The organism is Myxococcus sp. MISCRS1 (assembly GCF_026626605.1).
In the GTDB taxonomy this organism is placed as follows: domain Bacteria; phylum Myxococcota; class Myxococcia; order Myxococcales; family Myxococcaceae; genus Myxococcus; species Myxococcus fulvus.
In genome coordinates this window covers 6,134,788-6,161,029 of sequence record NZ_JAPNKB010000001.1, presented here as the reverse complement: position 1 = coordinate 6,161,029, position 26,242 = coordinate 6,134,788, and the positions used below count along the sequence as shown (strand labels likewise).

The 26,242-nt window shown below is 72.6% G+C and carries 20 protein-coding genes; 8 read left to right on the top strand and 12 right to left on the bottom strand.

What is annotated here, in order from left to right; all coding sequences use genetic code 11:
* Positions 1-75 precede the first annotated feature (75 nt).
* The 8 genes from OWM54_RS24475 to OWM54_RS24440 form a co-directional block, all read right to left on the bottom strand.
* Entirely contained in the window at positions 76-1,041 is a 966-nt protein-coding gene (locus OWM54_RS24475; RefSeq protein ID WP_267699060.1) for a fatty acid desaturase family protein, read from the bottom strand.
* Positions 1,042-1,169: 128 nt separating this feature from the next.
* Positions 1,170-2,213 (bottom strand): chemotaxis-specific protein-glutamate methyltransferase CheB, encoded by a 1,044-nt coding sequence (gene cheB, locus OWM54_RS24470; protein WP_267699059.1) that lies wholly within the window; start codon positions 2,211-2,213, stop codon positions 1,170-1,172.
* The gene (locus OWM54_RS24465; RefSeq protein ID WP_223751905.1) at positions 2,210-3,034 is read right to left on the bottom strand and encodes a CheR family methyltransferase; all 825 of its coding nucleotides are present in this window, start codon (positions 3,032-3,034) and stop codon (positions 2,210-2,212) included. Before OWM54_RS24465 ends, cheB begins: the two co-directional genes overlap by 4 nt.
* Positions 3,035-3,044: 10 nt before the next feature.
* Complete coding sequence (locus OWM54_RS24460; protein WP_267699058.1) at positions 3,045-5,420, bottom strand: HEAT repeat domain-containing protein; 2,376 nt, start codon at positions 5,418-5,420, stop codon at positions 3,045-3,047.
* Complete coding sequence (locus OWM54_RS24455; RefSeq protein WP_267699057.1) at positions 5,417-7,957, bottom strand: methyl-accepting chemotaxis protein; 2,541 nt, start codon at positions 7,955-7,957, stop codon at positions 5,417-5,419. The genes OWM54_RS24460 and OWM54_RS24455 overlap by 4 nt, the downstream gene beginning before the upstream one ends.
* A complete protein-coding gene (locus OWM54_RS24450) occupies positions 7,938-8,384 on the bottom strand; it encodes a chemotaxis protein CheW (protein WP_267699056.1) in 447 nt (148 codons plus the stop codon). Before OWM54_RS24450 ends, OWM54_RS24455 begins: the two co-directional genes overlap by 20 nt.
* Entirely contained in the window at positions 8,381-10,426 is a 2,046-nt protein-coding gene (locus OWM54_RS24445) for a chemotaxis protein CheA (RefSeq protein WP_267699055.1), read from the bottom strand. The genes OWM54_RS24450 and OWM54_RS24445 overlap by 4 nt, the downstream gene beginning before the upstream one ends.
* Entirely contained in the window at positions 10,423-10,800 is a 378-nt protein-coding gene (locus OWM54_RS24440; RefSeq protein WP_141330663.1) for a response regulator, read from the bottom strand. Before OWM54_RS24440 ends, OWM54_RS24445 begins: the two co-directional genes overlap by 4 nt.
* Positions 10,801-11,192: 392 nt before the next feature.
* Here OWM54_RS24440 and OWM54_RS24435 point away from each other — a divergent pair, with 392 nt between their 5' ends.
* Both OWM54_RS24435 and OWM54_RS24430 read left to right on the top strand, forming a co-directional pair.
* A complete protein-coding gene (locus OWM54_RS24435) occupies positions 11,193-12,947 on the top strand; it encodes an RCC1 domain-containing protein (RefSeq protein ID WP_267699054.1) in 1,755 nt (584 codons plus the stop codon).
* Positions 12,944-14,413, top strand: coding sequence for a di-heme oxidoredictase family protein (locus tag OWM54_RS24430; protein ID WP_267699053.1), 1,470 nt, complete (start codon positions 12,944-12,946; stop codon positions 14,411-14,413). The genes OWM54_RS24435 and OWM54_RS24430 overlap by 4 nt, the downstream gene beginning before the upstream one ends.
* A 1-nt stretch (position 14,414) precedes the next feature.
* Here OWM54_RS24430 and OWM54_RS24425 read toward each other — a convergent pair whose 3' ends face one another.
* Positions 14,415-16,397, bottom strand: coding sequence for an ATP-binding protein (locus tag OWM54_RS24425; protein WP_267699052.1), 1,983 nt, complete (start codon positions 16,395-16,397; stop codon positions 14,415-14,417).
* A 744-nt stretch (positions 16,398-17,141) separates the two neighbouring features.
* Between OWM54_RS24425 and OWM54_RS24420 the strand changes: the two genes are divergently transcribed.
* On the top strand, positions 17,142-17,591 hold the full coding sequence (locus tag OWM54_RS24420) for a Fur family transcriptional regulator (protein WP_141332778.1): 450 nt from the start codon (positions 17,142-17,144) through the stop codon (positions 17,589-17,591).
* 143 nt (positions 17,592-17,734) lie between these two features.
* On the opposite strand, the gene OWM54_RS24415 is transcribed toward OWM54_RS24420, so the two are convergent.
* A complete protein-coding gene (locus OWM54_RS24415; protein WP_267699051.1) occupies positions 17,735-19,042 on the bottom strand; it encodes a trypsin-like serine peptidase in 1,308 nt (435 codons plus the stop codon).
* Between the two features lie 290 nt (positions 19,043-19,332).
* On the opposite strand from OWM54_RS24415, the gene OWM54_RS24410 reads away from it, so the two are divergent.
* From OWM54_RS24410 to OWM54_RS24400, 3 genes are all read left to right on the top strand, one after another.
* Positions 19,333-19,710, top strand: coding sequence for a response regulator (locus OWM54_RS24410; RefSeq protein ID WP_046716766.1), 378 nt, complete (start codon positions 19,333-19,335; stop codon positions 19,708-19,710).
* A gap of 138 nt (positions 19,711-19,848) precedes the next feature.
* The gene (locus OWM54_RS24405) at positions 19,849-20,403 is read left to right on the top strand and encodes a hypothetical protein (protein WP_267699050.1); all 555 of its coding nucleotides are present in this window, start codon (positions 19,849-19,851) and stop codon (positions 20,401-20,403) included.
* A gap of 191 nt (positions 20,404-20,594) precedes the next feature.
* A complete protein-coding gene (locus OWM54_RS24400; protein ID WP_223783933.1) occupies positions 20,595-22,163 on the top strand; it encodes a hypothetical protein in 1,569 nt (522 codons plus the stop codon).
* Positions 22,164-22,242: 79 nt separating this feature from the next.
* Here OWM54_RS24400 and OWM54_RS24395 read toward each other — a convergent pair whose 3' ends face one another.
* Positions 22,243-23,394, bottom strand: a complete 1,152-nt coding sequence (locus tag OWM54_RS24395) for a PAS domain-containing sensor histidine kinase (protein ID WP_223783932.1) — start codon at positions 23,392-23,394, stop codon at positions 22,243-22,245.
* 356 nt (positions 23,395-23,750) lie between these two features.
* Between OWM54_RS24395 and OWM54_RS24390 the strand changes: the two genes are divergently transcribed.
* The gene (locus OWM54_RS24390) at positions 23,751-24,653 is read left to right on the top strand and encodes a metallophosphoesterase (protein ID WP_267699049.1); all 903 of its coding nucleotides are present in this window, start codon (positions 23,751-23,753) and stop codon (positions 24,651-24,653) included.
* A 43-nt stretch (positions 24,654-24,696) separates the two neighbouring features.
* On the opposite strand, the gene OWM54_RS24385 is transcribed toward OWM54_RS24390, so the two are convergent.
* The gene (locus OWM54_RS24385) at positions 24,697-25,140 is read right to left on the bottom strand and encodes a DoxX family protein (protein WP_046716769.1); all 444 of its coding nucleotides are present in this window, start codon (positions 25,138-25,140) and stop codon (positions 24,697-24,699) included.
* 199 nt (positions 25,141-25,339) lie between these two features.
* Here OWM54_RS24385 and OWM54_RS24380 point away from each other — a divergent pair, with 199 nt between their 5' ends.
* Positions 25,340-26,242, top strand: a complete 903-nt coding sequence (locus OWM54_RS24380; RefSeq protein ID WP_267699048.1) for a transporter — start codon at positions 25,340-25,342, stop codon at positions 26,240-26,242.

The following is a 26,242-nucleotide window of genomic DNA, read 5'->3' as shown; positions in this document are numbered from 1 at the left end:
CCCTGGTCGGATTCCAGGGAGAGGTGAGGAATACAGGACAGAGAGAATCAGCCCGACCTTTCGGTGCGGGCGACGTCAGACGCGGGCGACGTTCACTCCCGAGTCCACCGCCTGCAGCTCGTCGCCGAAGGACACGTCCACGGCGCCGCCCTGGGGCGGGTCATAGGGCGCGCGGCCGACCTGGGTGGTGCCGAAGCGGGGGAACAGCGGCGCCAGCACGTAGGAGCGGAAGCACCAGCCGAAGAAGCTCACCGGCTTGAGCCGGGGGTCGATGGAGGCGGCAATCTTCGCGTGCGCCTCCGGCAACAGGCTCCAGTGCAGCCCCGGCGTCTCGTGGTGCACCGCGTGCAGCCCGTTGTTGAAGAGGAAGAAGTTGATGAGGCGGCCGGTGAAGCTGCGGCTGTGGTCGTGCTCGCTCCAGGGGTCCGCGTGGACGTGCTGGATGTAGTTGAAGAACATGATGGTCCACAGCGAGAAGAACGCCGGAATCAGGAACGCGAAGGCCCAGACGCGCAGGCCACCACCGATGCCGTGCAGGTAGATGGCGAGCGCGACGAGCGCCGCGTGGGTGCCGCCCCAGACGACGTACTGGAGGACAATCTGGCGGAACAGGGCGGGGTTGCGCGCGCGGGCCTTGTCGATGAAGGCCTTGGTGGGCTCCTGCTGCCAGTAGGTGGAGACGAAGGGGAAGAAGAAGGCGACGAGGAAGTTGTGCTTCTTCGAGTAGCGCCAGGTGATGGTGGCGTCGCCCGCCTTGTTCACGAACTTGTGGTGGTTCAGGTTGTGCGTCGGAATCCACACGAAGGTCGGGTAGCCGTAGAACAGCGACAGCCACATGCCCATCGCCTCGTTCATCTTCCGGTTGCGGAAGGTGGGGCAGTGATTGTGGTTGTGGGCGATGACACCCGCCGACAGCGCCAGGTAGCACGCCAGCGGGCACAGGTAGGGGATGAGCCCGGGGTCCCAGAACATCGTGAGGGCCACCACGGGCATCGCCAGGCACCAGAGGAGGGTGCGGATGTCGGCGCTGTAACGGAGCATGGCGCGCAGTGTGCCTTACGCCACAGTGAAGGCCCAAATCTATCGCTCGCCCTCCAGCGGGGCCTCCCTCTCCCCCTCGCCGTGTAGGAGAGCGGGCGACGCTCTCCCCACCCTCGCTTCCAGGGATTTCAGTGCAGGTGCGAGCGCAGGAGCTCCACCATGCCGCCCAGGGGCGCGCTCGCGGTGGCCAGGCCCGCATCGTCGACGGCGCGGGGCATGCCGTAGACGACGCAGGAGCTCTCCGACTCGGTGAGCACCACGCCGCCCGCCTCGCGGATGGCGCGCGCGCCGTCGCGGCCGTCGTCTCCCATTCCGGTGAGCACCACGCCCACCGTGTCCTTGCCCCAGACGCGGGCGGCGCTCTGGAAGAGCACGTCCACGGAGGGGTGGTGGGGCATGCGCAGGGGGTGACGGTCCAGGCGCACCAGGCTGAGCGCGCCGTGACGCTCCACCTTGAGGTGCTGGCCGGCGCGGGCGAGCACGACGCGCCCGGGGAACAGCTCCATGCCGTCCTCCGCCTCGCGCACCTCCAGCGGACACAGCGCGTCCAGCCGCCGCGCCACCGCCTCCGTGTAGCCGGGGGGGATGTGCAGCGCGAGCGCCATGGGCGCGGGGAAGTCCGCGGGCAGCTCCGACAGCAGCTTCGTCAGGGCCTGCGGGCCGCCCGTGGAGGTCCCCACCACCACCAGCTGCCGGGCGGGCGGGAGCGCGTCCGGGGACGCGAAGGACGAGGGGGCCACGGGCGAGGCCACGGGGCGCCGGGCGGCGCGGGCCGCGATGCGCACCTTCTCCACCAGCTCCGCGCCCAGCTCGTAGAGCCGGTCCGTGGCCAGCGCGGTGGGCTTGTGCACCAGCTCCACCGCGCCGTTCTGGAGGGCCGCCACCGCCAGCTCGCTCTCCTCGCCCGCGCTGCTGACCACGACGACGCGCGGCGCGAGCTCCATGGAGGACAGGGCGCGCAGCACGCCCAGCCCGTCCAGGTTGGGCATCACCAGGTCCAGCGTGAGCACGTCCGGCGACAGCTCCGCCACCTTCTCCAGTGCGTCCAGGCCGTCCCGGGCGGTGTCCACCACCTGGATGTCCGGCGCGTTGGACAGCACCTGCTTGAGCACCTTGCGCGCGAAGGCCGAGTCGTCGACCACCAGCACGCGGATGGGGGCCGGGGTCATCATGTGTCCGCCTTGTTGTAGAAGAAGACGCCCCGGCGCTCCTCGCAGCAGAGCGCGGTGCCGAAGCGCATGAGCGACTCGGAGGTGCCCACCAGCAGCTGGCCGTGGGGCTTGAGCGCGCTCGCCAGCGACTCCACCACCCGGCGCGCCGTGGCGTCCTGGAAGTAGATGAGCACGTTGCGGCAGAGGATGGCGTCGAAGGCGCCCAGCCGCGCCACCGCGGCCTCGTCCACCAGGTTGACGCGCATCCACTGCACCCTGTCCACCAGCTCCGGCTTCACCCGCACGCGCCCCTCCACGCCGCGCTCCAGCCAGCGCCCCTCCACGCCCGGAGGCAGGGCGCGCAGCGAGCGCAGGTTGTGGTCCCCCGCGCGCGCGCGCTCCAGGACCCGGGAGCTCAAGTCGCTGGCGACGATTTCCACGCCGGCCAGCGCGCCGCGGTCCGCCAGCATCATGGCCAGCGTCAGGGGCTCCTCGCCGGTGGAGCACGCCGCGCACCAGACGCGCGGCTTGCGCCCCTGCTTCGCCAGGGGCACCAGCACGTCCTCCACCAGCACCTGCAGGGGCTGGGCCTCGCGGAAGAAGTACGTCTCGTGGACCAGCAGCGAGTCCACCAGCGCGTCCAGCGCCTCGGCGCCCGCCGGGTCGTAGCGAAGGAAGTAGTAGTAGTCGAGCAACGAGTCGAACCCCGCCTCCAGCGCGCGGTCCGACACCTTGTCCGCCATCAACTCCCGGTCCTCGGGCGAGTAGTGCAGCCCGGCGCGCTGCTCGATGAGCGCCGCGAGGATGGCGAACACCTGGGGAGACATCGGCAACGAAGGCATGGCGTCCTTGTCACCGCCCCAGCGCCACGAGACAGGCGCGGCGCACTTCCTCGTCCTCGTCCCGGAGCGAGGCGCGCTCCAGCGCGTCGCGCGCCTCCACCGTGCCCAGCGCCCCCACCGCGGGCACCGCCGCGCGGCGCCCCGAGGGGCTGGCCGTCTCCAGCGCCTGGAGCAGGCCCGCGCGCGCGTCCGCCCGGCGCATGCGCGCCAGCGCCGCCACCAGCAGCGGCGCCGTCACCTCGTCCGCGGCGTCCAGCGCGGCGAGCAGCCCCGGCAGCCGTCCCTCCATGGGCAGGGCCAGCGCGCTCACCACCCGCTCGCGCACCGTCAAATCTCCCAGCAGCGACACCAGCGCCTGGGTGGAGGGGATGCCCGGCCGCGTGGCCAGGAAGCCCACCGCCGCGCTGCGCACGCTGTCGTCCCGGTCGCTGGCGGCGCGCAGGAGCGCGGGCAGGGTCTCCGGGGCCTCGTACTCGGCCACCGCGGACAGGGCGACCAGGCGCGTGGCCGCGTCCTCGGACGAGGCGGCCTCCAGGAGCACCGGCAGCGCGTCCTGCCGGCGCGCCACGCCCAGGCCCAGGAGCGCCGCGCGCCGCACGTCCGCGTCCGCGCTGGCCGCCGCGCGCCGCAGCGCCGTCATGGCGCTCTCCGTGTGCATGTGGGCCAGCGCGTCCACCACGGCCACGCGCACCTGGCCCGCGTCGTCGTCCGCCAGCGCGACGATGGCGTCCGCGGCGGCCTCCTCGTTGAGCTTCCCCAGCGACTGGCACGCGTAGTAGCGCACCCACGGGTCGCGATCATTGAGGCCTCCCAGCAGCATGCTGGTGATGCGGGCCTCCTTCTGCGTCTGTCCCAGGGCGCGCATGGCCGCCGCGCGCGTGCGCTCCGACTCGTGCGTGGCCGCCGTGAGCAGCGCGTCCACCGCGCGCGGGTCCTCGATGAAGGGCAGGCCGTAGATGGCCGCGTCGCGCAGCCGCTCGTCCGAGTCGCGCATGGCCGACAACAGCACCTCCAGCCCGCGCGGATAGCCGAAGTAGGAGATGATGCGCAGCGCCGCCCGGCGCAGCCGCGCGTCCGGAGAGCGCGCCGCCTGGAGCGCCAGCGCCTCCGTGTCGTCGCTGCCCAGCGACTGGATGGCGCCCGTGGCGGCCTGCACCACGCGCGGGTCGTCGTCCACCAGGCGCTCGAAGAGCGCGCCCACCGCGGACGCGTCGCCGATGCGCGACAGCGTGTCCGCCGCCATGGCGCGCACCGACGCGTCCCGGTCCTCCAGGCACACCAGCACCTCCGGCACGGACGCCACGCGGCGCCCCACCAGCGGCAGGAGCACCCGGCGCCGGGCGCTGTCCCCGTCGCGCAGCGCCTGCAGGATCTGCTCGTCCGCGTCCGAGCCCAGCTCCGCCAGGGCCGCCGCCGCCGCGCGCGCCACCGTCGGGTCCGGCGCGTCGAGCAGGCGCAAGAGCCCCGCCGCCGCGTCCTGGCCACCAATCCAGCCGAGCAGCCTGGCCAGCGCGGCGCGCTCCGCGGAGTCCGCGGTGCTGATGGCCTGCGCCAGCTTGCGGCCCAGCACGGACAGGTCCCCGCCGGAGCGCAGCGCCGCCTGCACCGCGCGCGCGCCGCCGAAGCGCTGCACCTGCGCCTCGTGGATGTCCACCAGCGCCACCGCCACCACGCGCACCAGGCTGTCGTTACCCCGGCGCAAGAGCCCCACCAGCGCGGGCACGGCCGCGTCCTGGCCCGTGCGGCCCAGCGCCCTGGCGGCCTCCAGCGAATAGAAGGGGTCCGCGAGCAGGCCCAGCAGCGCGGGCACCACCGTCGGGTCGCCGCAGCGGCCCAGCACGTCGATGGCGGGGAAGATGCGGAAGAAGTTGCCGCTGCCCAGGGCCGCCAGCAGCGCGTCCACCGCCGCCCCGCCGCCGATGCGGCCCAGCGCCTCAATCGCCGCCACCGCGACGTTGTCGTCCGGATGCACCGTGAGCCGGGCGAGCAGCGGCACCGAGCGCCGGCTGCGCCTGCGGCCCAGCACCTGGGCCGCGTCACAGACGATGGCCGCGACGGGGCTGTCCGCCAGCACCTCGAGCGACTCCTCCACCGCGCCCGTGGAGGCCACCAGCGCCTCCACCGCCGCGGCCAGCCGCGCCTCGCTGTCGCGGCGGCTCCTCAACACCTCGCACAGGGGCGGCACCGCCTGGGTGCCCAGCTTCGCCAGGGCCGCGACGACGGCGCGGCGCACCGCCCAGCTCGGCGTGTCCAGCCCGGCCACCAGCCGCGCCAGGTTGTCCGCGCCGCCGCGCGCCAGCTGCTCCACCGCGTCCACCTGCGCCCGGTCCTCCGCGGAGAGGAACAGGGGCGAGGCGCCCACCGCCGAAGACGTCGTCGCCGTCATGCCTGCCGCTCCCTCGTCAACTCGACACCCGCCGACTCGGGGGGCCTCACGCCCCCCATCCGGGACAGGCTCTCCAGCTGCTCCGTCTGAAGCCGCGACAGCTGCCCCAGGCGGTTGGACACCTCGCGCACCTCGGCCGCGTTGCCCGCCGCGGCGCGGACCTGCTGCGCGGTGGTGACGGTGATTTCCCGCGCCCGCGTGCGCATCTCCTCCACGCCCCGGGCCAGCCCCTCCGTCACCTGGGTGGCCTCCGCGCTGGCGCGCGCCACGGAGGCGATGCCGGTGGCCTGCCGCTGCGCGGACACCGCCAGCGAGCCGAGCACCTCCGCCTGCTCGTCCAGCGCGCGCGCCGTGCTCTTGGCCACCCGGCGCACCTCGTCCGCGCCCTTCACCAGCGCGACGAGCGCCTGGGCCTGCTCGTCGGTGGCCCGCGTCACCGAGCCCGCCAGCTGCGCCACCTGACGGCTGGCCGCCTCGCCCTGCTTGAGCGCGCGCGCCTGCTCCGCCATGCCGCGCGCGGACTGGGCCACCTCCTTGCGCGTGGCGTCCATGGCCCGCGTCACCTCCGCCGCCGCCTTGGCCTGCTCGGACAGGCCCGCCAGCGTGCGCTGCGTGGAGCTGGCCATGTCCTGCGCCAGCGCGCTCACGCCCGTCGTCTCCTTGCTCTGCGTCCCCACCACGTTGCTGACGGTCTGCACCAACTGGCGCATCTGCGCCGCGGCCTTGGACAGGTCCGCCGACGCGGCGGCCTGCTCCTGCACCGCGCGCGCGACCTTCTGGGAGACCTCCGCGAGCTGCCCGTTGGCGCGCACCACGTCGCGCAGCGCGCGCGCCTGCTCCCCGGAGGCCTGCATCGTCTGGCGCGCCATGCGCCGCATCTCCGAGCCGCCCTGGGACAGGGACTGCGCGGCCTGGGCCTGCTCCGTCGCGGACGCGGCGATGACGCGGCCCTGCTCGCTCATCCGCACGTTGCCCTGCGCCAGCGCCTGCGCCGCCTGCACCTGCTCGCCCGTGGCGCGGCTCACCTCGCGCACGTTCTGCCCCAGGTCATCCACGCCCTTGAGGATGGTGGTCAGCGCCTTCTCCGCCTCGGAGGCCAGCGCCGAGCCCTCGTCCGCGGCGCGCATGCCCTCGCCCGTGGCGGCCGCCGCCTCGCGCGCCGTCGTCTGGAGCCCGCGCACGATTTTCGCCACGTCCGAGCTGGCCGCCGCCGCCCGGTCCGCCAGCGCGCGAATCTCCTCCGCCACCACCGCGAAGCCCCGGCCGTGCTCCCCGGCGCGCGCCGCCTCGATGCTCGCGTTGAGGGACAAGAGATTCGTGCGGTCGGCGATGAGGTTGATGGTCTGGACGATGTCGCCAATCTCCTCGGCGCGCTTGGCCATCTCCTTCATCACGCCCGACGATTCGACGATGGACTGACGGATGCGGCCGAAGCCCGCCATGGAGCGCCCCACCGTGGCGCCGCCCTCTCGGGCGATGGTGCCCACCCGGTCCGCGGTGGCGCGGGCCTCCTCCATCATCTGCGCCACGCGGCGCGTGGAGGACTCCAGCTGGGTGGAGGCCGTGGCCCCGGAGGCGGCCTGGCCGTTGATGGCCTCGGCGGCCTTGGCCACCGACTGCGCCGAGCGCGCCAGCTCCTCGATGGTGGAGGCGTTGGCGTCCACCACGGCGGCGTTCTTCTCCGCGGTGGCGGCCACCTCCTCCACGCTGGCGGCCACCTCCTCCATGGCGGAGGCGTTGGAGGTCGCGTGCGTCTCCAGCACGCGCGCGCTCTCCGCCACGCCGCGCACGCTGCGCGCCAGCTCCTCCGCGGTGGCGGCCACCTCCTCCACGCTGGAGGCCATGGAGGTGGAGTCGCGCGCCACGTCCCCCAGCGAGCGGCCCAGCAGTCCCACCGCGTGGGCGACCTGCGTGGCGCGCTCGCCCACGCCCTGCGCGTCCGAGGCGAGCCGGGCGATGCCCTTGGCCATCTCCTCGATGGTCGCACCCACCTGCTCGGCGGAGGCGGCGCCGGACTGGTTGCGCGTCACCAGGTCCGCGACGGTGGCGTTCATCTCCGTCATGGACGCGAGCAGCTCCTCGCTGGAGGCGGCCAGGTCCTCGGCGTTGGAGCTGACGCCCTTCACCGAGCGCGACACCTGCTCCAGCGTGGCCGCGGTGGTGTCCGCCTCCGTCGCCAGGTGGGTGGCGTCCTTGCGCACCGACGACACCGACGCGCTCACCTCCTCCACCGAGCCCGCCGTCGCCTCCGACTCCTGCTGCAGCTGGCGCGAGGAGTCGCTCACCGTGCGCTGGGTGCGCACGAGCGACTGCACCGCCAGCCCCGTCTGCTCCACGTGGCTCGCCACCGACTCGATGGCGGCGCGCACCTGCTCGGTGCCGGCGGCCTGCTCGTTGCCGCTGCCCGCCACGCGCGTGGCCATGGCCTCCAATTCCTGGAGGAGCGTGGTGCTCTCGCGAAGGCTCCGGGCCAGGCGCTCGGCCAGGCCCCGCGCGTCGTCCTGCCCCTTGGGGGCGTCAGTGTCCTGCGTCGCCATCCGGCGTCTCCTCCCCGATGACTCGGGGGAAATCGATGAGCATCACCAGCCGCGGACCCACCTGCGCCACGGCCTTCACGAAACCTTGCGCGCCCTCGGTGACCAGCGGCGGCGGCGGCTTGAACTGGCCCGGGTCCACCTTCAGCACCTCGCGCGCGCTGTCGACGAGCAGCCCGACCACACGCGCGCCCAGCTGCCCCACCACCACCCGCGTGTCGAGCGAGCGCTCCGCGGGCGGCAGGCCGAACCTGCGCCGCGCGTCCACCACCGGGATGACCCGGCCGCGCACCTGCACCAGCCCCGCCACGTGCGAGGGCGCGCCCGGCACGGGCGTGGCGCCGTTGAAGGACTCCATCTGGAGGACATTCGACGCCGGCAGCACGTACTCGGCGCCATCCACCTTGAACACCACATGCAGCACGCTCATGTCGCGCGCTCCTCTCGTCCCCCGCCCCCTGCCCGGCGCGACGCGCCCAGCGTGGGCAGGTCCAGCACCAGCGTGGGCTGGCCATCTCCCAGGTCCGTGGCGCCCGACACGCCGGGCACCCTCACCAACGGGTCCTCCAGCGGGCGCAGGACGATTTCCTGCTGCCCGAGCAACCGTCCCACGCCGAACGCCACCAACTCCCCGCGCTGACGCACCAATAGCGCCCGCGCGGGCACCGCGTCCGCCGCGCTGGCCGTCCCCTGCCCCAACAGCCGCTCGAGCCACAGCAGCGGCACCGCCTGTCCGCGCCGCTCCACCAGGGCCACGCCCCGGCCGCCCGGGGGACGCACCACGCGGGAGGCGTCCACCTCGAAGAGCTCCTCCACGCACGACACCGCCACCGCGTAGCGCGCGCCGGCGCACTCGAAGACGATGGCGTCCAGCAGGGTAATCGTCAGCGGCACGCGCAGCCGGAACGTCGTGCCCACGCCGGGCCGCGTCTCCATGCGCAGCTCCCCGCCCAGCTGGTCCACGACGATGCGCCGGACGATGTCCATGCCCATGCCGCGCCCGCTGGTGGCGGTGACCGACTCGCGCGTGGAGAAGCCCGGCCGGCAGAGCAGCTCCAGCACGTCATCGTCCGTGCGCGGGGCCGGCGCGCCCGCGCGCCTGGCCACCGCCGCCCCGTCCACGCCGCGCCCGTCGTCGCGCACGAGCAGCTCCACGAAGCCGTTGGCCTGGGCGTGACACGCCAGGCGCACCAGCCCCTCCGGGGCCTTGCCCAGCACGCGGCGCTCCTCGGGCGACTCCAGGGCGTGGTCCACCGCGTTGCGCACCAGGTGCACCAGCGCGGGCATCAGCCGGTCCGCCACCGCCTTGTCCAGCTCCGCGTCGCCCACGTCCAGCTCCAGCCGCACCGCCTTGCCCGTGGCCCGGCGCAGCCCGCGCACCAGGAGGGGCAGCCGCTCCAGCACGTCCCCCACGCGCACCATGCGCAGCCGGAGGATCGCCGCGCGCATGTCGCGCAGCTGGCGCGAGTTCTCCTGGAGGATGGCGCGCAGCTCCCGCGTGGGCGCGCCCGCCGCCGTCAGGTCCGCCACCGCGCGCTGCAGCCGCGAGCGGTTGACGACGAGCGCCGCCAGCCGCTCCAGCGCCTCGTCCAGCCGGGACACCTCCACCCGCAGGGTGCCGCCCCCGCGCCGCAGCTCCTCCGGCTCCTCGTCCAGTTCCCCGTCCAGCCGCGCGGGCGTGCTCACCACGGGCACGGGCGACAGGGCCTGCTCGACGGCCAGCGGGCGCACCAGGGCGGGCTCGCCCCCGGCGGCGTCCATCAACACGCCGTCCGCGGCCTCGGTGCTGAGCAGCAGCACGAAGGTGAGCGAGCCGCCCCCGGGCACGGGCCCCGACAGCGGGACGACCTTCACCAGCTCGCCCAGCGCCGCCAGCCGCTCGCGCACGCTGTTGATGGTGACGCCCTTGGCGGCGCGCTCGGCGCCGGGGATGAAGTCCACCCGCACGGGGCGGCGGCCGCCCGCGGTGGCGGTGAGCTGCTCGCGCTCGGTGGGCGTCAGCTTGGCGCCGAGCGCCAGCGTCTCGTCGAGCACCACCGCGACGGGCCGCGAGGCCGCCGGCGCCGTCTCGGAGGCCTCCAGCGCCTCCAGCCGCTCCAGGAGCCCCGAGGGCACCGGGGCCGCGGGCTTGCCGGAGGCGAGCTGGCGCATGCGCTGCTCCACCGCGCGCAGGCCCTCCATCAGCGGCTCCACGCTGGACTCCGGGAGCCGGCCGCCGGCCTGGTCCGCCTGACGCAGGGACGTCTCCATCCAGTGAGAGATGGAGACGATGGGCTCCACGTCCACCATGGCGGACAGGCCCTTGATGGTGTGCAGCGCCCGGAACAGCTCCCGCACGGCCTTGGGGTGGGCCGCGCCCCGACGCGCGCTGGCCTCCACCGCGAGCAGGTGGCGGTGCGCCGAGTCGAGCAGCTCCTCCACCTCCGCCAGATAGGCGGGGAGGAAGTCCGCGAGGTCCACGGAAGCGGTCAAGCCCGCGTCTCTTCCAGCAGCCCCCGCGCCTCCGCGAGGATGGCGTCGGGGGTGAAGGGCTTGGTCATGAAGCGGTTGGCGCCCGCCTCCAGCGCCCGCGCGCGCGACGCCTCGTCCCCCCGCGTGGTCACGATGATGATGGGCAGCGTGCGCAGCTTGTCCTGCCCCCGCACGAACTCCACCACCTCGATGCCTCCGATGTCCGGCATGTTCAGGTCCAGCACCAGCAAATCGTACGGGCTCAGCGACAACCGCTCGATGGCCTCCAGCCCGCTCGAGGCATGGGTGAAGTTCAGCCCCGGGTAGGGCCTGAGGCAGGCCACCACCATGTCCCGCATCACCTTGCTGTCATCGACGACGAGCACCTCTGCCATGGATTCCCCTGAAGACGAGCCGCGACCCTAGAGCGATTTCCCGGGCGGGAAAGAGAACGGCGAGGCCCCCCGTCCGCCACCTTCCAGTGGTCGACAATCGTACGTTGGGACAGGCACCCGCAGTGCGAGCCCTCGGACGCCCCCACGCTTCCCGAGTGGATGGGCACCCTGCCCCCAAAGCTCCGCGTACCCCGACTTCAGCCCCACTCCGCGGAAGCTGAAGCACTTCACCGGCTTTCCGGCAGGTGCTTCTCCCTCGGGAAATCCCCGGGAGCAAACGCCAAATTGAGCCGCCGGCCGCTTGCGTGCCCCGAGGTGCGAGGGGTATGAGCTCGGGCACTTTCTGACTCTGCAAATCAATCTCAATAAAACTCAACAAACCAGGAGTCCTGATGAAGTCCCGAGCCTGTGTCCTCGCGCTGGCGGCCGTGTGGCTGGCGGCGTGTGGGTCGGATGTGGAGACCACGCCCGGCGTGCCCGTGGCGCCGTACGTCCAGCTGCACTCGCACGTCTCCGGCGCCAGCGCCGAGAGCGCGCAGGTGAAGCTGCAAGGCTCGGTGAGCGCGCCGGGAAGGCTCGCGGAGCTCACGGCGCGGCTCAACGGCGGCGAGCCGCGCGCGGTGGAGTTCCAGACGAGCACGCCCACGAGCGCGAGCTTCACGCTGGAGCTGACCCTGGGGGAGGGCGACAACGACATCACCCTGGCGGCGGTGGACCAGACGGGCGCGCGCACGGAGCGCACGCTGGCGCTGCGCTTCGACGAGGCGCCGGTGGTCCAGGTCCGCTCGCCCCGCGAGGGCGTGGCCACCACGGTGCGGCGGATGCACGTGGAGTTCACGGCCACGGACAACGTGGCGGTGACCCAGCTTGCGTACACGCTCAACGACGGCACCGAGCAGGCGCTCACGCTGCCGGCCACCGCGGGCGAGCCGGTGTCCTTCGAGGTGACGCCGCGCGCCGGCCGCAACACCGTGGTGCTGCACGCCCGGGACGCGGCGGGCAATGAGGCCGAGCAGGCGGTGTCGTTCCACTTCGGCCAGCTTGCCTCGGCCGGTGGCCTGCACAGCGGCACGCTCAAGAACGGCCGCGTGTACACGTGGGGCCGCAACAACCGGGGCCAGCTGGGCCTGGGGGACGACGTGCGCACGGACCAGACCCAACCCCAGCCGGTGCCGGGCCTGGAGAACGCGACGGCCATCGCCTTCAACCAGAACTTCGCCATGGCGCTGACGGCCGACGGCAGCGTGTGGTCCTGGGGCGAGAACAACGACAGCCAGCTGGGCCTGTCCACCCCGCCCTCGGGCGAGACGCCGGGCACCCCCGACGTCACCCCGCGCTACGTGGCGACGAGGATTCCCAACCTGACGGGCGCGGTGTCGGTGGCGAACGGCTTCCGCCACGCGCTCATCCTGATGGAGGACGGCACGGTGCAGAGCTTCGGCAACAACGCCAACGGCCAGCTGGGCGACGGCACCACCGTGGCGCGCGGCTACCCGATGCCGGTGCAGGGCCTGACGAACGTGGTGAAGGTGCTGGGCGGCTCCATGCACTCGGTGGCGCTCAAGGCCGACGGCACCGTCTGGGTGTGGGGCCGCAACGACTACGGCAACCTGGGCACGGGCGTGGTGGACAGCGACAGCCACCCGCTGCCTGGCCAGGTCCCGGGAATCACCGACGTGGTGGACATCGCCAACGGCCGCGACCACATCCTCGCGGTGCACAAGGACGGCACCGTGTCCGCGTGGGGCCTGGACGCCACCGGCCAGCTGGGCACGGGCGCGCTCAGCGCGGGCGGCGAGAGCGCCACCCCGGTGAAGGTGAAGGGCGTCACCGACGCGACGGCCGTGTTCGCCAACGGCAACTACAGCTTCGCGCGCCGCGAGGACGGCTCGCTGTTGGGCTGGGGCTCGAACTTCAACGGCCAGCTGGGCATCGGCATCAAGGAGACGAACGAGCTGGAGGCGCGCGCCTCCTCCGGGACGCTGACGCCGCTGACGGCCATGGGCATGGGCGCCACCCACGTCATCGCCGTGCGCGAGGACGGCTCGGTGTTCGCCTGGGGCTGGAACCTCAACGGCTCGCTCGGCCCGGACGGCGTCATCGACCGCTGGTCCTACACCGACCCCATCCCGGTCCCCCTGCCGTGAAGCACGCCGTCGGTCTGGGTCTGTTGTTGGCGCTCCTCGGGGCCGCCGCCGCGTGCGGTGACTCCGGGGCCCCGCCCTCCATCACGCCTCCGGGTGAGCCGCCCCCGGAGCCGCCTCCTCCCGAGCCGCCCCCTCCGCCCCGCTTCGACGTGGTGGAAGCGGGCGAGGACCACCCCGGCGGAGCCACCAGCGTGACGGTGACGGGCGCGGGCGCCTTCACCCAGCCGGCGGCCAACCTCGGCCTGGCCCGGCGCGCCGAGTTCTTCGTGGGCGAGTCCGTCTTCGAGGCGGACTGGGTGCGCGCGCCCAGCACCTCGCAGCAGGACCGGGACGGCCTGGGCCCGCTGTTCCACTCCGTCTCGTGTCTCGCCTGCCACCTGGGCAACGGCCGCGGCCGTCCGCCCGAGGGCGACGAGGTGGCGGACACGCTGCTCGTGCGCCTGTCCATCCCGGGCACCGGCCCCCACGGCGAGCCCGTGCCCGAGCCCACCTATGGAGACCAGCTCCAGCCCCGGGGCATCCCCGGCGTGCCCGCGGAGGGACAGGCGCGGGTGGAGTGGACCGAAGTCTCCGGCACCTTCGCGGACGGGGAGCCCTACACGCTCCAGTCCCCCACGCTGGTGCTGACGGACCTGGCCTACGGGCCCCTGTCGGCGGACACGATGATGTCCGCGCGCGTGGCCCAGAACATGGTGGGCCTGGGCCTGCTGGCGGCCATCCCCAACGAGACGCTGCTGGCGTGGGCGGACCCGGACGACGCGGACGGCGACGGCGTGTCCGGCCGGGTCAACCGCGTGTGGAACGGGCGCACGAACCGCGTGGCGCTGGGCCGCTTCGGGTGGAAGGCCAACCAGCCGGACATCGAGCACCAGAACGCGTCCGCGCTGCTGGGCGACCTGGGCCTCACCACCACGCTGTTTCCAAAGGACACGTGCACCGAGGCGCAGGCCGTGTGCCTCGCGGCGCCCCACGGCGGTGAACCCGAGGTGACGGACCGGCAGCTGACGGCGCTCGACTTCTACTCGCACACGGTGGCGCTCCCCACGCGCGCGGGCGTCGACGACGCCCGGGTGCTCCAGGGCAAGGCCGTGTTCCACCGCGTGGGCTGCGCCAGGTGCCACAAGCCGTCGGTCACCACCGGCACGCTGGAGGGCTACCCGGAGCTGTCCGGGCAGCTCATCTGGCCGTACTCGGACCTGCTGCTGCATGACCTGGGAGAGGGGCTCGCGGACGGACGTCCGGACTTCCTCGCCAGCGGCCGCGAGTGGCGCACTCCGCCCTTGTGGGGCCTGGGCCTGACGCGGACGGTGAGCGGACACTCGCGCCTCCTGCATGACGGACGGGCGCGCACGCCGCTGGAGGCCGTGCTGTGGCACGGGGGCGAGGCCGAGTCCTCGCGCGAGCAGGTGAAGGCGCTGTCGCGCCAGGAGCGCGAGGCGCTGGTGGCCTTCCTCGACTCGCTCTGAGTCAGGCGCGGGCGACGGGGGGGCCGCCCAGGGGCAGGCGCACGCGGAACGTGGAGCCCTCGCCGGGCGTGCTGTCCACGGACACCTGACCGCCGTGCGCCTCGACGATGCGGCGCAGGCGGTACAGGCCCAGCCCCAGGCCGCCGTAGTGCCGCACCGGCACCGCGCGCTCGAAGCGGCGGAACAGCCCGTCCACCCGCTCCGGGGAGATGCCGATGCCGTGGTCCTTCACCACCAACGTGGCCGTGGCGTCCTGCTGCTCCAGCGCCACCTCCACGGGGCGGCCCGGGCCGAACTTCATCGCGTTGGACAACAGGTGGCGCACCACCTGCCCCAGCCGGGCGCCGTCCCACCGGCCCGGCGTGGGCGGCATGGGCCCGAGCACCAGCTCACACCCCGCTCTCGCCGCGGCCGGCTCCGAGCGCGTCACCGCGTCGCGCACGACGTTGGACAGGTCCACCACCTCCAGCTGCAGCCTGGGCGGTCCGCCCTGCGCCTGGGACACGTCCAGGAGCGACTCCACCAGGTCCGACATCCGCTGCACCTGACGGTCCGCGGCCTCCAGCGCGCGCTCCAGCCGCGGCGCCGCCTGGGCCGCGCCCAGCATGCGCAGCGCCCCTTGCGCGCCCTGCACCCGCAAGCGCAGCGCGGCCAGGGGCGTTCTCAGCTCGTGCGCCGCCACGCTGAGGAAGTCGTCGCGCACGCGCACCGCCTCGTTCGCCTCGCGGTAGAGCCGCAGCTGCTCCGTCACGTCGCCGATGATGCCCGCCATGCGCACCGGCCGGCCCTGCTCGTCGCGCAGCGCGCGCCCCCGTCCCACGCACGAGCGATAGCCGCCCGTGGCGTGCCGGAGCCGGAAGGCCACGTCGTACGGCGCCCCGCGCTCCAGGTGCTCCGTCATGGCCGCGAGCACGCCGGCGCGGTCCTCCGGGTGGAGCAGCTCCACGAAGGCCTCGTGCGTGCCGGCGAACGTCCCGGGCGTCAGCCCCAGCATCTCCAGGAGGCGCGGGCTCCAGTACAGCGTGCCCCGCCGCAAGTCCCAGTCCCAGATGCCGTCGTAGGAGCCCTCCACCACCAGGCGGAAGCGCTCCTCGCTCTCGCGCGTGCCGCGCTCCGCCTGCTCGAGCAGCCCCACGCGCCGCTCCAGCTGGCGCACCATCCGGTACAGGTGGTCCTCGGTGTTCAGCTCCAGCGCGGGCCCCACCGGCGGCGCGGGCCCCAGCGGCGTGGGCGGCCCGGCCTTCAGCGCGCGCAGCAGCACGCCCACCAGCTCGTCCCCGTCCTGCGCGCGGCGCACGAAGCCGTTGGCGCCCACGTTGTGGGCCATGCGCAAATCCAGCTCGTCCGGCGTCAGCGCGTGCGTGAGGATGAGCGGCACGCGCGCGAAGCGCGACTCCTGCCTGAGCGCCATGCACAGCCTGTAGCCGTCCATGCGCGGCATCAGCGCGTCCGCCAGCACCACGTCGGGCCGCCGCCTCCTCGCGACCTCCAGCGCCTGCATCCCGTCGTCCGCGGACACCACCCGGAAGCGGAAGGGCACCATCATCAACTGCAACAGCTTGCGCGACACCGGGTCGTCGTCCGCCACCAGCACCAGCGGCCGCGCCTCCGGGGGGCCCTCCTCCGGCACCACGCGTCGGACCTTCTCCACCAGCCCGCCCAGGGACAGGGGCCGCCAGAAGAAGCCGGTGAGCGGCAGCGCCAGCCTGCGCACCACCTCCTCCTCGGCGGGGAAGGCGCGCACGTACAGCCCCACCGACGCCGCCTCCAGCGCGCCGCGGAACGCCTCCAGCGCCTCCCTGCCCGCCGCCAGCACGCCCGCCGCCGCCACCACGAGCAACACCGGCTGCGTCTGCATCAGCGAGGCGGCCGCCGCCACGTCCGCCAGGGCCACGACCTGCCATCCCTGGCTCTCCAGCGCGAGCACCTGGAGCTCCCGGGCCACACTGGCTTCTTCGATGAGCAGGAGACTGGGCTTCGTCACGGCGAGGGGGACCCGGAGACACGAGCAACAGGGCCTGTCGAGGCCCCGACGGAACGACAAAGGCGCAAGTGTGGGCACTCATCGCTCCCAGTCAAGGAGCGCGGGAGGGACTGTTCGCCGGTCCAACACCCGCCGTCGCCCTCCAGGCGACCCCAGGGGGCCCTCCCCTCCTCTTCCCAGCGGATGCCTGCGACAAGAACACCTAATATGCTTTTACAACTCAGATACGAAATGAAGCCCCGCCCGCCACCCCGCCCCCGCGCCACCGCCCGCCCCCCGGCCCCCCGCTCCGCTCGGCCGGGGCCATCGCGACGCGCCCGGGCCCGGCCGCACCCACCCGGTCGCCGCCGTGCTCGGGGCACCGCGTCACCGGTGACTCATGAGTTGCAACTGCACCCTGGATTCACTCGACTCCCGGACACCTCGCCGCGCGCGGGGAGGCCCTGGGACACCTGGCGGAAACTGTCGTGCGCCGGACACCCCCGCGCCGGTTCGCGACGCTGGCGTGGCCACTCCAAGGCATCCGGGGTCCACCGACGTCCAGGCGTGACTGACCGGAAGTCGGGAAGCGCGGTGAATCATTACGCACAAGGATTGCACCAGTATCCTGGACTCCTGGTGCTCACTCTCGTATCCAGGAGTCTGGGGGGACCCGGCGGGCAAGCCACTCCAGTCCTCGAGGCCGGACGTCGTACTCCGGGCGAGGTGAAAGTGTCCCGCAGATGGGTTATGCGAAAAGACATCATGGGAGCAAAACGAATCGCCGTGCAGCCGAAGCTCGCTGATTTCCAGGAGAGGATCCGCGCGTCGGGTCTGCGCAGCACCGCGCCCCGCGTGGCGGTGCTCCGGGAGCTGGAGTCGGCCACCGCGCCAATGAGCCACGCCGACCTGGTGGATGCACTGGGTGACGAGGGCTATGACCGGGTGACCATCTACCGCAACCTCACGGACCTCACGGAGGCCGGGCTGGTGGTGCGCGCGGACCTGGGAGACCACGTGTGGCGCTTCGAGCTGCGACGCTCGGGCGACGAGCACAGCGGCAACCACCCGCACTTCACCTGCACCGACTGCGGCACCGTCGCGTGTCTGCCGGAGGAGTCCATCCGCATCGCGTCCTCCAAGGGCGTGCCGCGCGCGGTGGCCCAGAAGAGCGTGGACGTGCAGCTGCGCGGCCTCTGCGACCGCTGCGCCTGAAGGACCTCCCCCCGCGCCGCCACGCGCGCTGGCCGGGATGAAACACGAACGCCCGGGCCCTCCCGACTCCTGCAAGAGGGACGGCCCGAGCGTGTGACACGCGGCACGGGCGCTTGCTGGCCCCGTGCCCATGAGACGGCGGACTACTGGATGGTGTACGCCACCGTGCCGCTGCAGCTGTTGCTGGAGTAGCAGCCCGCGCGGATGGTGTACGTGCCCGCCGTGGTGGCAGTGTACGAGAAGAACGACAGCGTGCCGCAGGAGTCGTCGTTGCTCGCCACCGACGTGCCCGCCGCGTTGCTCAGCCGCAGGTAGGTGTCACCCGTGCCGGAGGCGCCGCTCACCGAGCAGGTGCCCACGCGAATCGTCTGGCCCGCCGCCAGCGTCACCGCGCGGTTGGTGGTGTTCTGCTGCGCGTTGTTGGTGTTGGACGCGGTGAAGGTGAAGGTGGTGGACGGCGGGGGCTGGGTGGTGCCGCACAGCCGCAGGCTGCCGGCCACCGCGCAGTACGCGTTCACCGCGGGACGCACGTAGGTGATGTCCTCGCCGCTGCAGCCCGTCTCCGTGCACGTGTTGACGATGCGGCAGCTGCCGCTCGACACGTAGTCCGTCTCGCCGCGCACCAGGATGCCCGCCACCGTGTAGCCGGTGTTCTCGTACACGCCCGAGCCGGAGTTGCCACCGAAGGTGTCCGTGGTCGCGATGAAGTAGTCCAGCGAGCCCGCGCGCGCGTCGCGCACCTTGCCGCCCGAATCAATCTTGAACGGGATGCCGCTGCCCGAGCCGATGACCGTCACGCCCGTGCCCACCGGCAGCGCGGCGTTGCCGGCGCGGATGGGCGCGGGCACGAAGCGCGGCGTGGCGGCGCGGTCCAGCTTGATGATGGCGTAGTCCAGGTTGGGCGTGCCGCTGGTCTGCTGGCGCACCACGATGGACTGGCAGGAGAAGATGTCCGCGCTCGTCACCTGCTTGAGCGTGTTGGCCGCCGTCTTGTAGAAGTTGAACACCACGCGCGTGCTGGTGCAGGCCGAGGCGCTGGTGATGCAGTGGCCGGCCGTCAGCACCAGGTCGTCATCGATGAGCGTGCCGGAGCAGAACGCCGGCGTCAGGTCGGTGAGGAAGCGCTGGTTGGAGCACAGGTTGTACGCCGACTGCAGCGTGGACGCATTGAACGTCACGTTGCCGTTGCTCCCCACCGTGTAGTCGGACGTCGTCATCAGCGCCACGGTGGACTGCTCGGCGCGCTGGCGCAGCGTCGCGTCCGGGTGCGCGTACACGTCCTGGCGGTCGTCGGTGCCGTACACCACCGGCTGCTGCGTGGTGTCCGTCTGCGGCTGCTCCGGCTGCGGCTCGCCCTGCTGCTCCGGCGCCGGACCGCAGGCCGAAATCGTCAACGCGCACAGCATCGTTCCCAACAGCTTCCTGCCCGCAACTCGAGACATGGTTCGCATGAGGACTGCTCCCTGGAAATGAGCGCCCGCCTGGGAGACGGGTCGCCGCCGCCATCTTCACGGCATCCAGGAATACGAGCAAACCGATATAAAAACTGCTTCCGTGTATCTCGATTAAAGCAACTCCATTGCAAATCCCGCACTCCGGGCGGGCGGTGGGGGGGGCAGGCGTCGGCTGGTGAACCGTGATTCACCCCGCCCGGCCGCCGGAAGCTTCCGTCCTGACACCCGCGGCCCCATGGTTGAGGAGGTGTGGGAGCGAGTCGGCCCCGACCAGGGTGGGGAGACCGGTGCAAGCGCTTCAGACACTGCTCGTCGTGGACGACGACCTGGACATCCGGGACGCGCTGCAGGACGCCTTCGAGCTGGAGGGCTACGCGGTGCTGCTGGCCGCGGACGGGCTGGAGGCGCTCGCGCAGCTGCGCCAGCAGGACACGCCGCCGCACCTCATCCTGCTGGACCTGATGATGCCGCGCATGGACGGCTTCGCCTTCCGCGAGGCCTTGCGCCATGACACGGCGCTGGCGGACATCCCCGTCGTCGTGGCCAGCGCGGACCTGCACCTGGAGTCCGCCGCCCGCGAGCTGGACGTGGCCGGATGCCTGCGCAAGCCCCTGGACCTGCACGAGCTGTTGTCCACGGTGAAGCGGCTGAGCCAGGGCGACTGAAGTCGTCCCTGCTTCGCCCGGCTGCCCTGCGGACGGGCCGCCCCTGGGGCCATGCAGGGCGGGTTGGCGGAGGGAGGCAGGCTCCCCACCCTTGCTCCCAGAAGTCATCCAACGGACCCAAGGGAGAGGGACGCTCATATGAAGAAGCTCATCGCCACGTTCGCCATGTGTCTGGGAACCGCCGCCTTCGCGCAGAGCGCACCGGCGCCGTCGCAGACGCAGATTCCCAGCCCGAGCACGCGCGTGGACACGGGCGTGAACGCCACCGACGTGGGCCGCGGCATCAGCGGCGCCACCCGCGAGGCCTCCAACGCGCAAGCGCAGGACAACCTCTTCAAGAAGGAGCACTCGCTGAGCCTCAAGGGCACCTTGAAGAAGGCCGACGACGACAGCGTGAACCTGACGCGCAAGGATTTGCCCGACGCCGAGCTGGACGTGAAGGCCCAGACGGTGGTGATGCTGGACGGCAAGAAGGTGCGGGCCGACCAGATTCCGGAGGGCTCCGAGGTGCGCGCGCGCTTCCAGCTGGACGGTGACAACGCCGTCGCCGTGGAGCTGCGCGCCACCAGCCCCAAGGGCACGGGCGGCTCCGGCGCCGTGGACACCATGAAGAAGGACGCCAAGAAGGCCGGCGACAAGGTGGAGGAGGCCGGCGAGGACGTGAAGCAGGACGTCGACGACGCCGTGCACTGAGTCCGGGCGCCGTCGCCCGAATGACAGTCTCACGGGCCCGCTCCCTTCCGGGGGCGGGCCTGGTCATTTCCAGTGCCACGTCACGCCGCCCGGGTGCCCACGGTGGGAAGCCCGCTTCCCTCTTTCCATGACGGTGCATGTGCGCAAGGGCCGGTACGCCGCTTGCTCCACACCGGGGACGGGAGGAAGCGGTGATTCGACGACTGTTGGGCGCGTGTGTCGGTGTGGCGGTGATGATGACGGCGGTGGCCTGCGACAGCTCGGACGGCACCGGCAAGGGGCCGACGGATGGCGACGTCCAGGCTCCTCCGGATGACGCGGGCACTCCGGACGCGGGGGATGGAGGCACGGACCCGGTGCCCGACGCGGGCAGCGGCGATGGCGGCACGGACCCGGTGCCCGACGCGGGCAGCGGCGATGGCGGCACGGACCCCGTGCCGGACGGCGGCGTGCCCACCACGCCCGAGGGCCCGTGGCCCACGGACGCGCTGACGGACTACTCGTCGAAGTACGGCATCCCCAAGGTCGCCTCGGTGGGCGTGGACGGCGCGCACAACATCTGGGTGCTGGATGGGGACCGCATCGGCGTGCTGCGCGCGGACACGCAGAAGCTCGTGTGGACGAGCCAGCCCGTCGGCCAGGCCAGCCTGGGCTTCGGCTCGGAGCCGCACCAGCTGGCCACCGGCTCCACCGTCATCTGCGGCGGCAAGGCGGGCGAGGCGTACGTGGGCTACCTCACGTACGACAACGTGCCGGGAGGCCAGCGCATCGCCGGCCGGGGCGAGGCCGACTTCGACGAGGCGCGCTACTTCGAGTTCCAGAAGGGCGACATGGACCTGGTGCAGCTCAACGGCGACGGCACGGACATCGTGCTGCGCGAGCACCTGTACCGCTCGGTGGGCACCAGCCGTCCCAGCCGCAACGAGGCCATCGGCATCCGCAACAGCAACGACTTCCACTACGACGAGGACCGCTCCGTCCTGTCCTGCATGCGGGTCATGAAGGGCCCGTACGAGGGTGAGGTCTATATCGGCACCAACCACGGCGTGACGCGCATCCGCGACCTCGAGTACAGCAGCCACCGCCACCCGGCCTGGTGGCTGCTCACCCGGACGCCGCACCCGACGGACCCGAACCAGGAGGTCGTCAAGGAGTCGCAGCGCGCGGGCTTCACCTACGGCCTGGGCTACTCGCAGGCCGGCGAGCTGCTCATCGCCAACGACTGGAAGATTGGAATCCTCCCGCCCAACAAGGAGCTCAAGTGGTGGGACCGGGAGAAGCCCGAGGCGGGCATCCCCGAGGGCACGGAGCTGTCCATCTACCGGCTCAACACCTTCGTGGACCCCGTCAACCCGGGGCCCGAGGACAGGCGCTGGGAGGTCGCCCCGCAGAACCGCTGGCGCGGCTTCCAGCAGACGAAGGACGGCCTGTACTACGTGGCCGGGCTCGGCAGCGGCCTGTGGCAGTTCAAGGCCGAGCCCACGCGGCACGACCCGACCAAGAGCGCGGACACCGACTACGTCCGCATCGACGGCGCGGGCACGGACCGCTACACCGCGCTGGCGGCCACCGACGACGGCTCGCTCTTCGTGGGCACCGAGGGACGCGGCCTGTGGCGCCTGACGCCGCAGAAGCAGCTGGAGAAGGTCCCGGGCGTGGGCGGCTCCAAGGTGCAGCAGCTGGTCTACGACCCGCGCGTGACGCCCAGCGCGCTGTACGTCCTGGTCGACGGCAAGGTGTACGTGCTGCGCGGGCACTGAAGACGCGCTGGAGCGTGACGCGGTGACGGCGGGCGCCTTCCGGACACTCCGGGGGCGCCCGCTGGCGCTTTCGCGCAAGTCAGCGGGCCCGGCTCGCCGAGGCGCCCTGCGCGGTGGCCGCGCGGGGCTGGGTGGGCAGCCGCAGGATGAAGGTGGAGCCCTGGCCCTGCGCGGAGCGCACGGTGATGCTGCCGCCCATGGCCTCCACGATTTGACGGGTGATGTAGAGCCCCAGGCCCAGGCCGCCGTAGTGGCGCTCGGAGACGGCGCGCTCGAACTTGCCGAACAGCCGCGCCATGCCGTCCTCGGAGATGCCGATGCCGTGGTCCTTCACGGCCAGCACCGCCATCGTGCCCTCGCCCACCAGCGACACCTCCACCGGGCGGCCCGCGCCGTACTTGGCCGCGTTGGAGAGCAGGTTCACCAGCACCTGCTCCACGCGCAGCGGATCCCACTGCCCGGGCAGCGTGCCGGAGACGTGCACGGACAATTCGCAGCCGGCGCGGGCGAACTCCTCCGAGAAGGCGTCCACCATCTGCCGCACCACCTGCACCAGGTCCAGCTCGCGCGGCTCCAGGCTCAGCTTGCCCGCCGCCACGCGCGACACGTCCAGCAGCGTGTTCACCAGGCTGCCCAGCCGCGACAGCTGCCGCTCCAGCACCTGGCCCCGGGGCGCCAGCTCCTGGCCCAGCGCGGGCTGCGCGCCCGCCACCTGACGCAGCAGGAGCTGCAGATGCAACCGCATGCTGGTCAGGGGCGTCCTGAGCTCGTGGGCGGCCACGCTGAGGAACTCGTCGCGGGCGCGCACCGCCTCCTGCGTCTCGCGCAGGGCCTGCTCGCGCACGGCGCGCTCCCGGGCCGCGCCCGCGTCACGCTGGGCCTCCACGCGGCGGCGCTCGGTGAGGTCCTCCACGTAGAGGCACGCGGCGATGACCACGCCGTCGCGGCGCACCGGGTGGTAGCTGGCGCGGAAGACGCGCGTGCGCTCCACGCCGCCGCCCGGCTCGCGGTGGATGATTTCGACGCCGTCCAGCGGCTCGCCCGTCTCCAGCACGCGGCGCACGCGGCGCGAGGTGTCGCCGAGCGAGGAGTGGGGGTTCATCACCTCGTCCATGTGGCGCCCGAGGTGGGCCTCGCGCGGCCGGCCGTTGAGGGCCGCGAGCGTCTCGCTGACCTCCACGAAGCGCAGCTCCCGGTCCACCACCGCCATGCCCACGGGCATGGTGGACATCAGGTCCGCGAGGCAGACGGCGCCCGGACCGAGCGATGCATTCCGCGGTCTCTCACCGGCTGGCATCGTCACATCCGGGCCGAGATCAGGGGCCACTCCAAGCCGGGGGCTCATCGTCCTCGGCTGTGTACCAACGTCGCTGGACGCCGTCACCGCTCGCCCCCTGGCCGTGTGTCCAATGGTGGAAGAAAGCTCCCACGCTCGTCCGGAATCTTCCTCGAATCCTTGGGGTTTTTCCCTCACCCCGTGAGCCGGTCGACAGGAGGGCAGGCGTGCGCGGGACACCTGCTTCAACCCACCTCCCCTGGCTTCGTAGAATCGCCGTCCCTCCCCGGCCCGGAAAGGAACCGCACCGCATGCGCTTGAGACGTCTGGCCCGCCGTCGCCCCGCCTCCCCGTCCCGTGAGTCCCCCCTGGAGCCCGTCGCCGGAGGACGCAACGAGGTGGTGGCCTGGAGCGGCGCGGACCCACTGCGTCCCGAGCGACGCCTGCGCTGGAGGGACCACTTCTCCCTCACGGAGAACCTGCTCCACCTGCCGCACCTGACGGGCCACCATGACGGCCTGCGCGTGGCGCAGCTGTCCGACGTGCACGTGGGTCAGGCCACCAGCGACGTGCGCATCCGCCGCGCGGTGGAGGCCGTCAACGCGGAGGCCCCGGACCTGGTCTTCCTCACCGGCGACTACGTCACCCACAGCCCCAAGCCCCTGCCCCGCGTGCGCGACGTGCTCAGCGGCCTCAAGGGCCAGGTCTTCGTGGTGCTGGGCAACCATGACCACCAGGTGAACGCGCCCTACCTGCGCGAGAGCTTCGAGCGGCTGGGCTACACCGTCCTGCAGAACGAGCACCGCGTGGTGCACGTGAAGGGCGCGCCGGTGACGGTGCTGGGCGTGGATGACGGGCGCACGGGCCGCGACGACGTGGAGGCCACGTTCCGGGGCGCGCCGGAGTCCGGCACGCGGCTGGTGCTGGCCCACACGCCGCCCACGGTGGACAAGCTGCCGGCGCACGCGGGGCTGGTGCAGTTCTCCGGGCACACGCACGGCGGCCAGTTCATCGTGCAGGGGCTGACGGAGGCCATCTTCCGCCGCGCGGGGCAGCCCTACATCCGCGGCCACTACCACGTGAATGGCAACCAGCTGTACGTGAACCGGGGCCTGGGCTTCGGCTTCGGCGGGCCGTACCTGCGCCGGGGCAGCGAGCCGGAGGTCGCGTTCTTCACCCTGCGGGCCCAGGCGCACGTGGCCGTGGCCAGCTGAGCGGGGCTCTTGAGCGCGCGCGGGCCCGAGAGCCTTCGCGCGCTCAGTGCCTCAAGGGCGAGCCCAGCCGTCCACCGCCCAGGCCGCTCTCCTGCCGTCCTCCGCGCCGGAGGCTGAAGGGGCCCGAGCCGAAGTAGACGATGAAGAGCGCGCCTCCCGCCATGGAGAGGTTCTTCATGAAGTGGATGAGCTGATCCTGCGCCTGCACCGGGTCCGCGACGAGCCAGAAGCGGTGGACCATGAAGGCGGCCGTCACCAGGAAGATGGCGATGGCCGCGGCCCCCAGGCGCGCGAGCACACCGAGCAGCACCGACAGCCCCCCGAGCACCAGCGCCGCGCCGGACACCAGCACCGCCCAGCGGGGCTCGGGCACGCCCGCGTTCTGGGCCACGGTCGTCAGCGCGTCGAGCTGGATGAAGTGGTTCAAGCCGCTGGTGATGAAGATGGCTGAGAACAGCAATCGAGCAAGCGGCACGAGCACTCCCATTGGATGGCCTCCTGTGTCCCACCAACGCCGGGGCGTGGAAGTCATTCTCAACCTGCCCATGACTTCCCGCGGGGCAGCCGGCGCCCGGCCTCCTGCCTGCCCTCCTTCGTGCCCTGGGGGCCGCCGCCTTGTGTCCCGGACAGCTGCGACAACACGCCACACGCGGGGGGCGGGCCGGGGGCGTAGGGTGCTCCTCGTCGTGAAAGCCCCACTCTCCCTCCTGTCCTCCCTGCTGGGCGCGGTGCTGGCCCTCGCGCCCGTGTCGTCCGCCTGGGCGTGTGCCACCTGTGCGTGTGGCGACCCCACGCTCATGTCCATGGGCACCGAGCAGCCGTTCTCGGGCCGGCTGCGCTTCTCCTCCACCCTGCGGGGCTGGGGGCACACGGTGGGACAGGACCACGTGGACGCGCTGCGGCTGCGCGAGGCGCGCATGGACGTGGCGGTGGCGTACGCCCCCCTGCCGTGGCTGTTCCTGTCGGCGACGCTGCCCCTGCAGGCGCGCGAGGTGCGCTCGGTGAGCCTGGCGCGCGAGCGGGGCTGGGGCGTGGGCGACGTGGAGCTGACGGCGAAGGCGTTCCTGTACCAGGACCGCGCGTTCTCGGCGGACCACCTCTTCAGTGTGCTCGTCGGCGTGAAGCTGCCCACCGCGCCGAAGCTGCGGCTGGAGGACGGGACGCTGATGGACCTGGACACGCAGCTGGGCAGCGGCTCGGTGGACCCGCTGGCGGGGCTCGCGTACCAGCACTTCCGGGGGAGCTGGTCGTTCCTGGTGAGCGCCACGGGCTTCCTCCCGACGCGCGGCATCCTGGGCTACCGGGCGGGCGCGTCGGTGCGCACGACGATGGCCGCGCAGTACCAGCCGGCGGAGCGGTGGGCCCTGCGGCTGGGGCTCGACGGGCGCATCGAGGCGGCGGCGGACATCGACGGCGAGAAGGAGGAGAACGGCGGGGGCGTCATCGGATATGCGTCTCCCGACATCCTCTTCAGTCCTCGGATGGACCTGGTGGTGGCCGCGGGTGTGCGGGTCCCCTTCTTCAACCGGCTCCGCGGTCGCGTGGCGCCCACTCCCATCGCGATGCTGTCCGTCGCGTACGACCTCTGA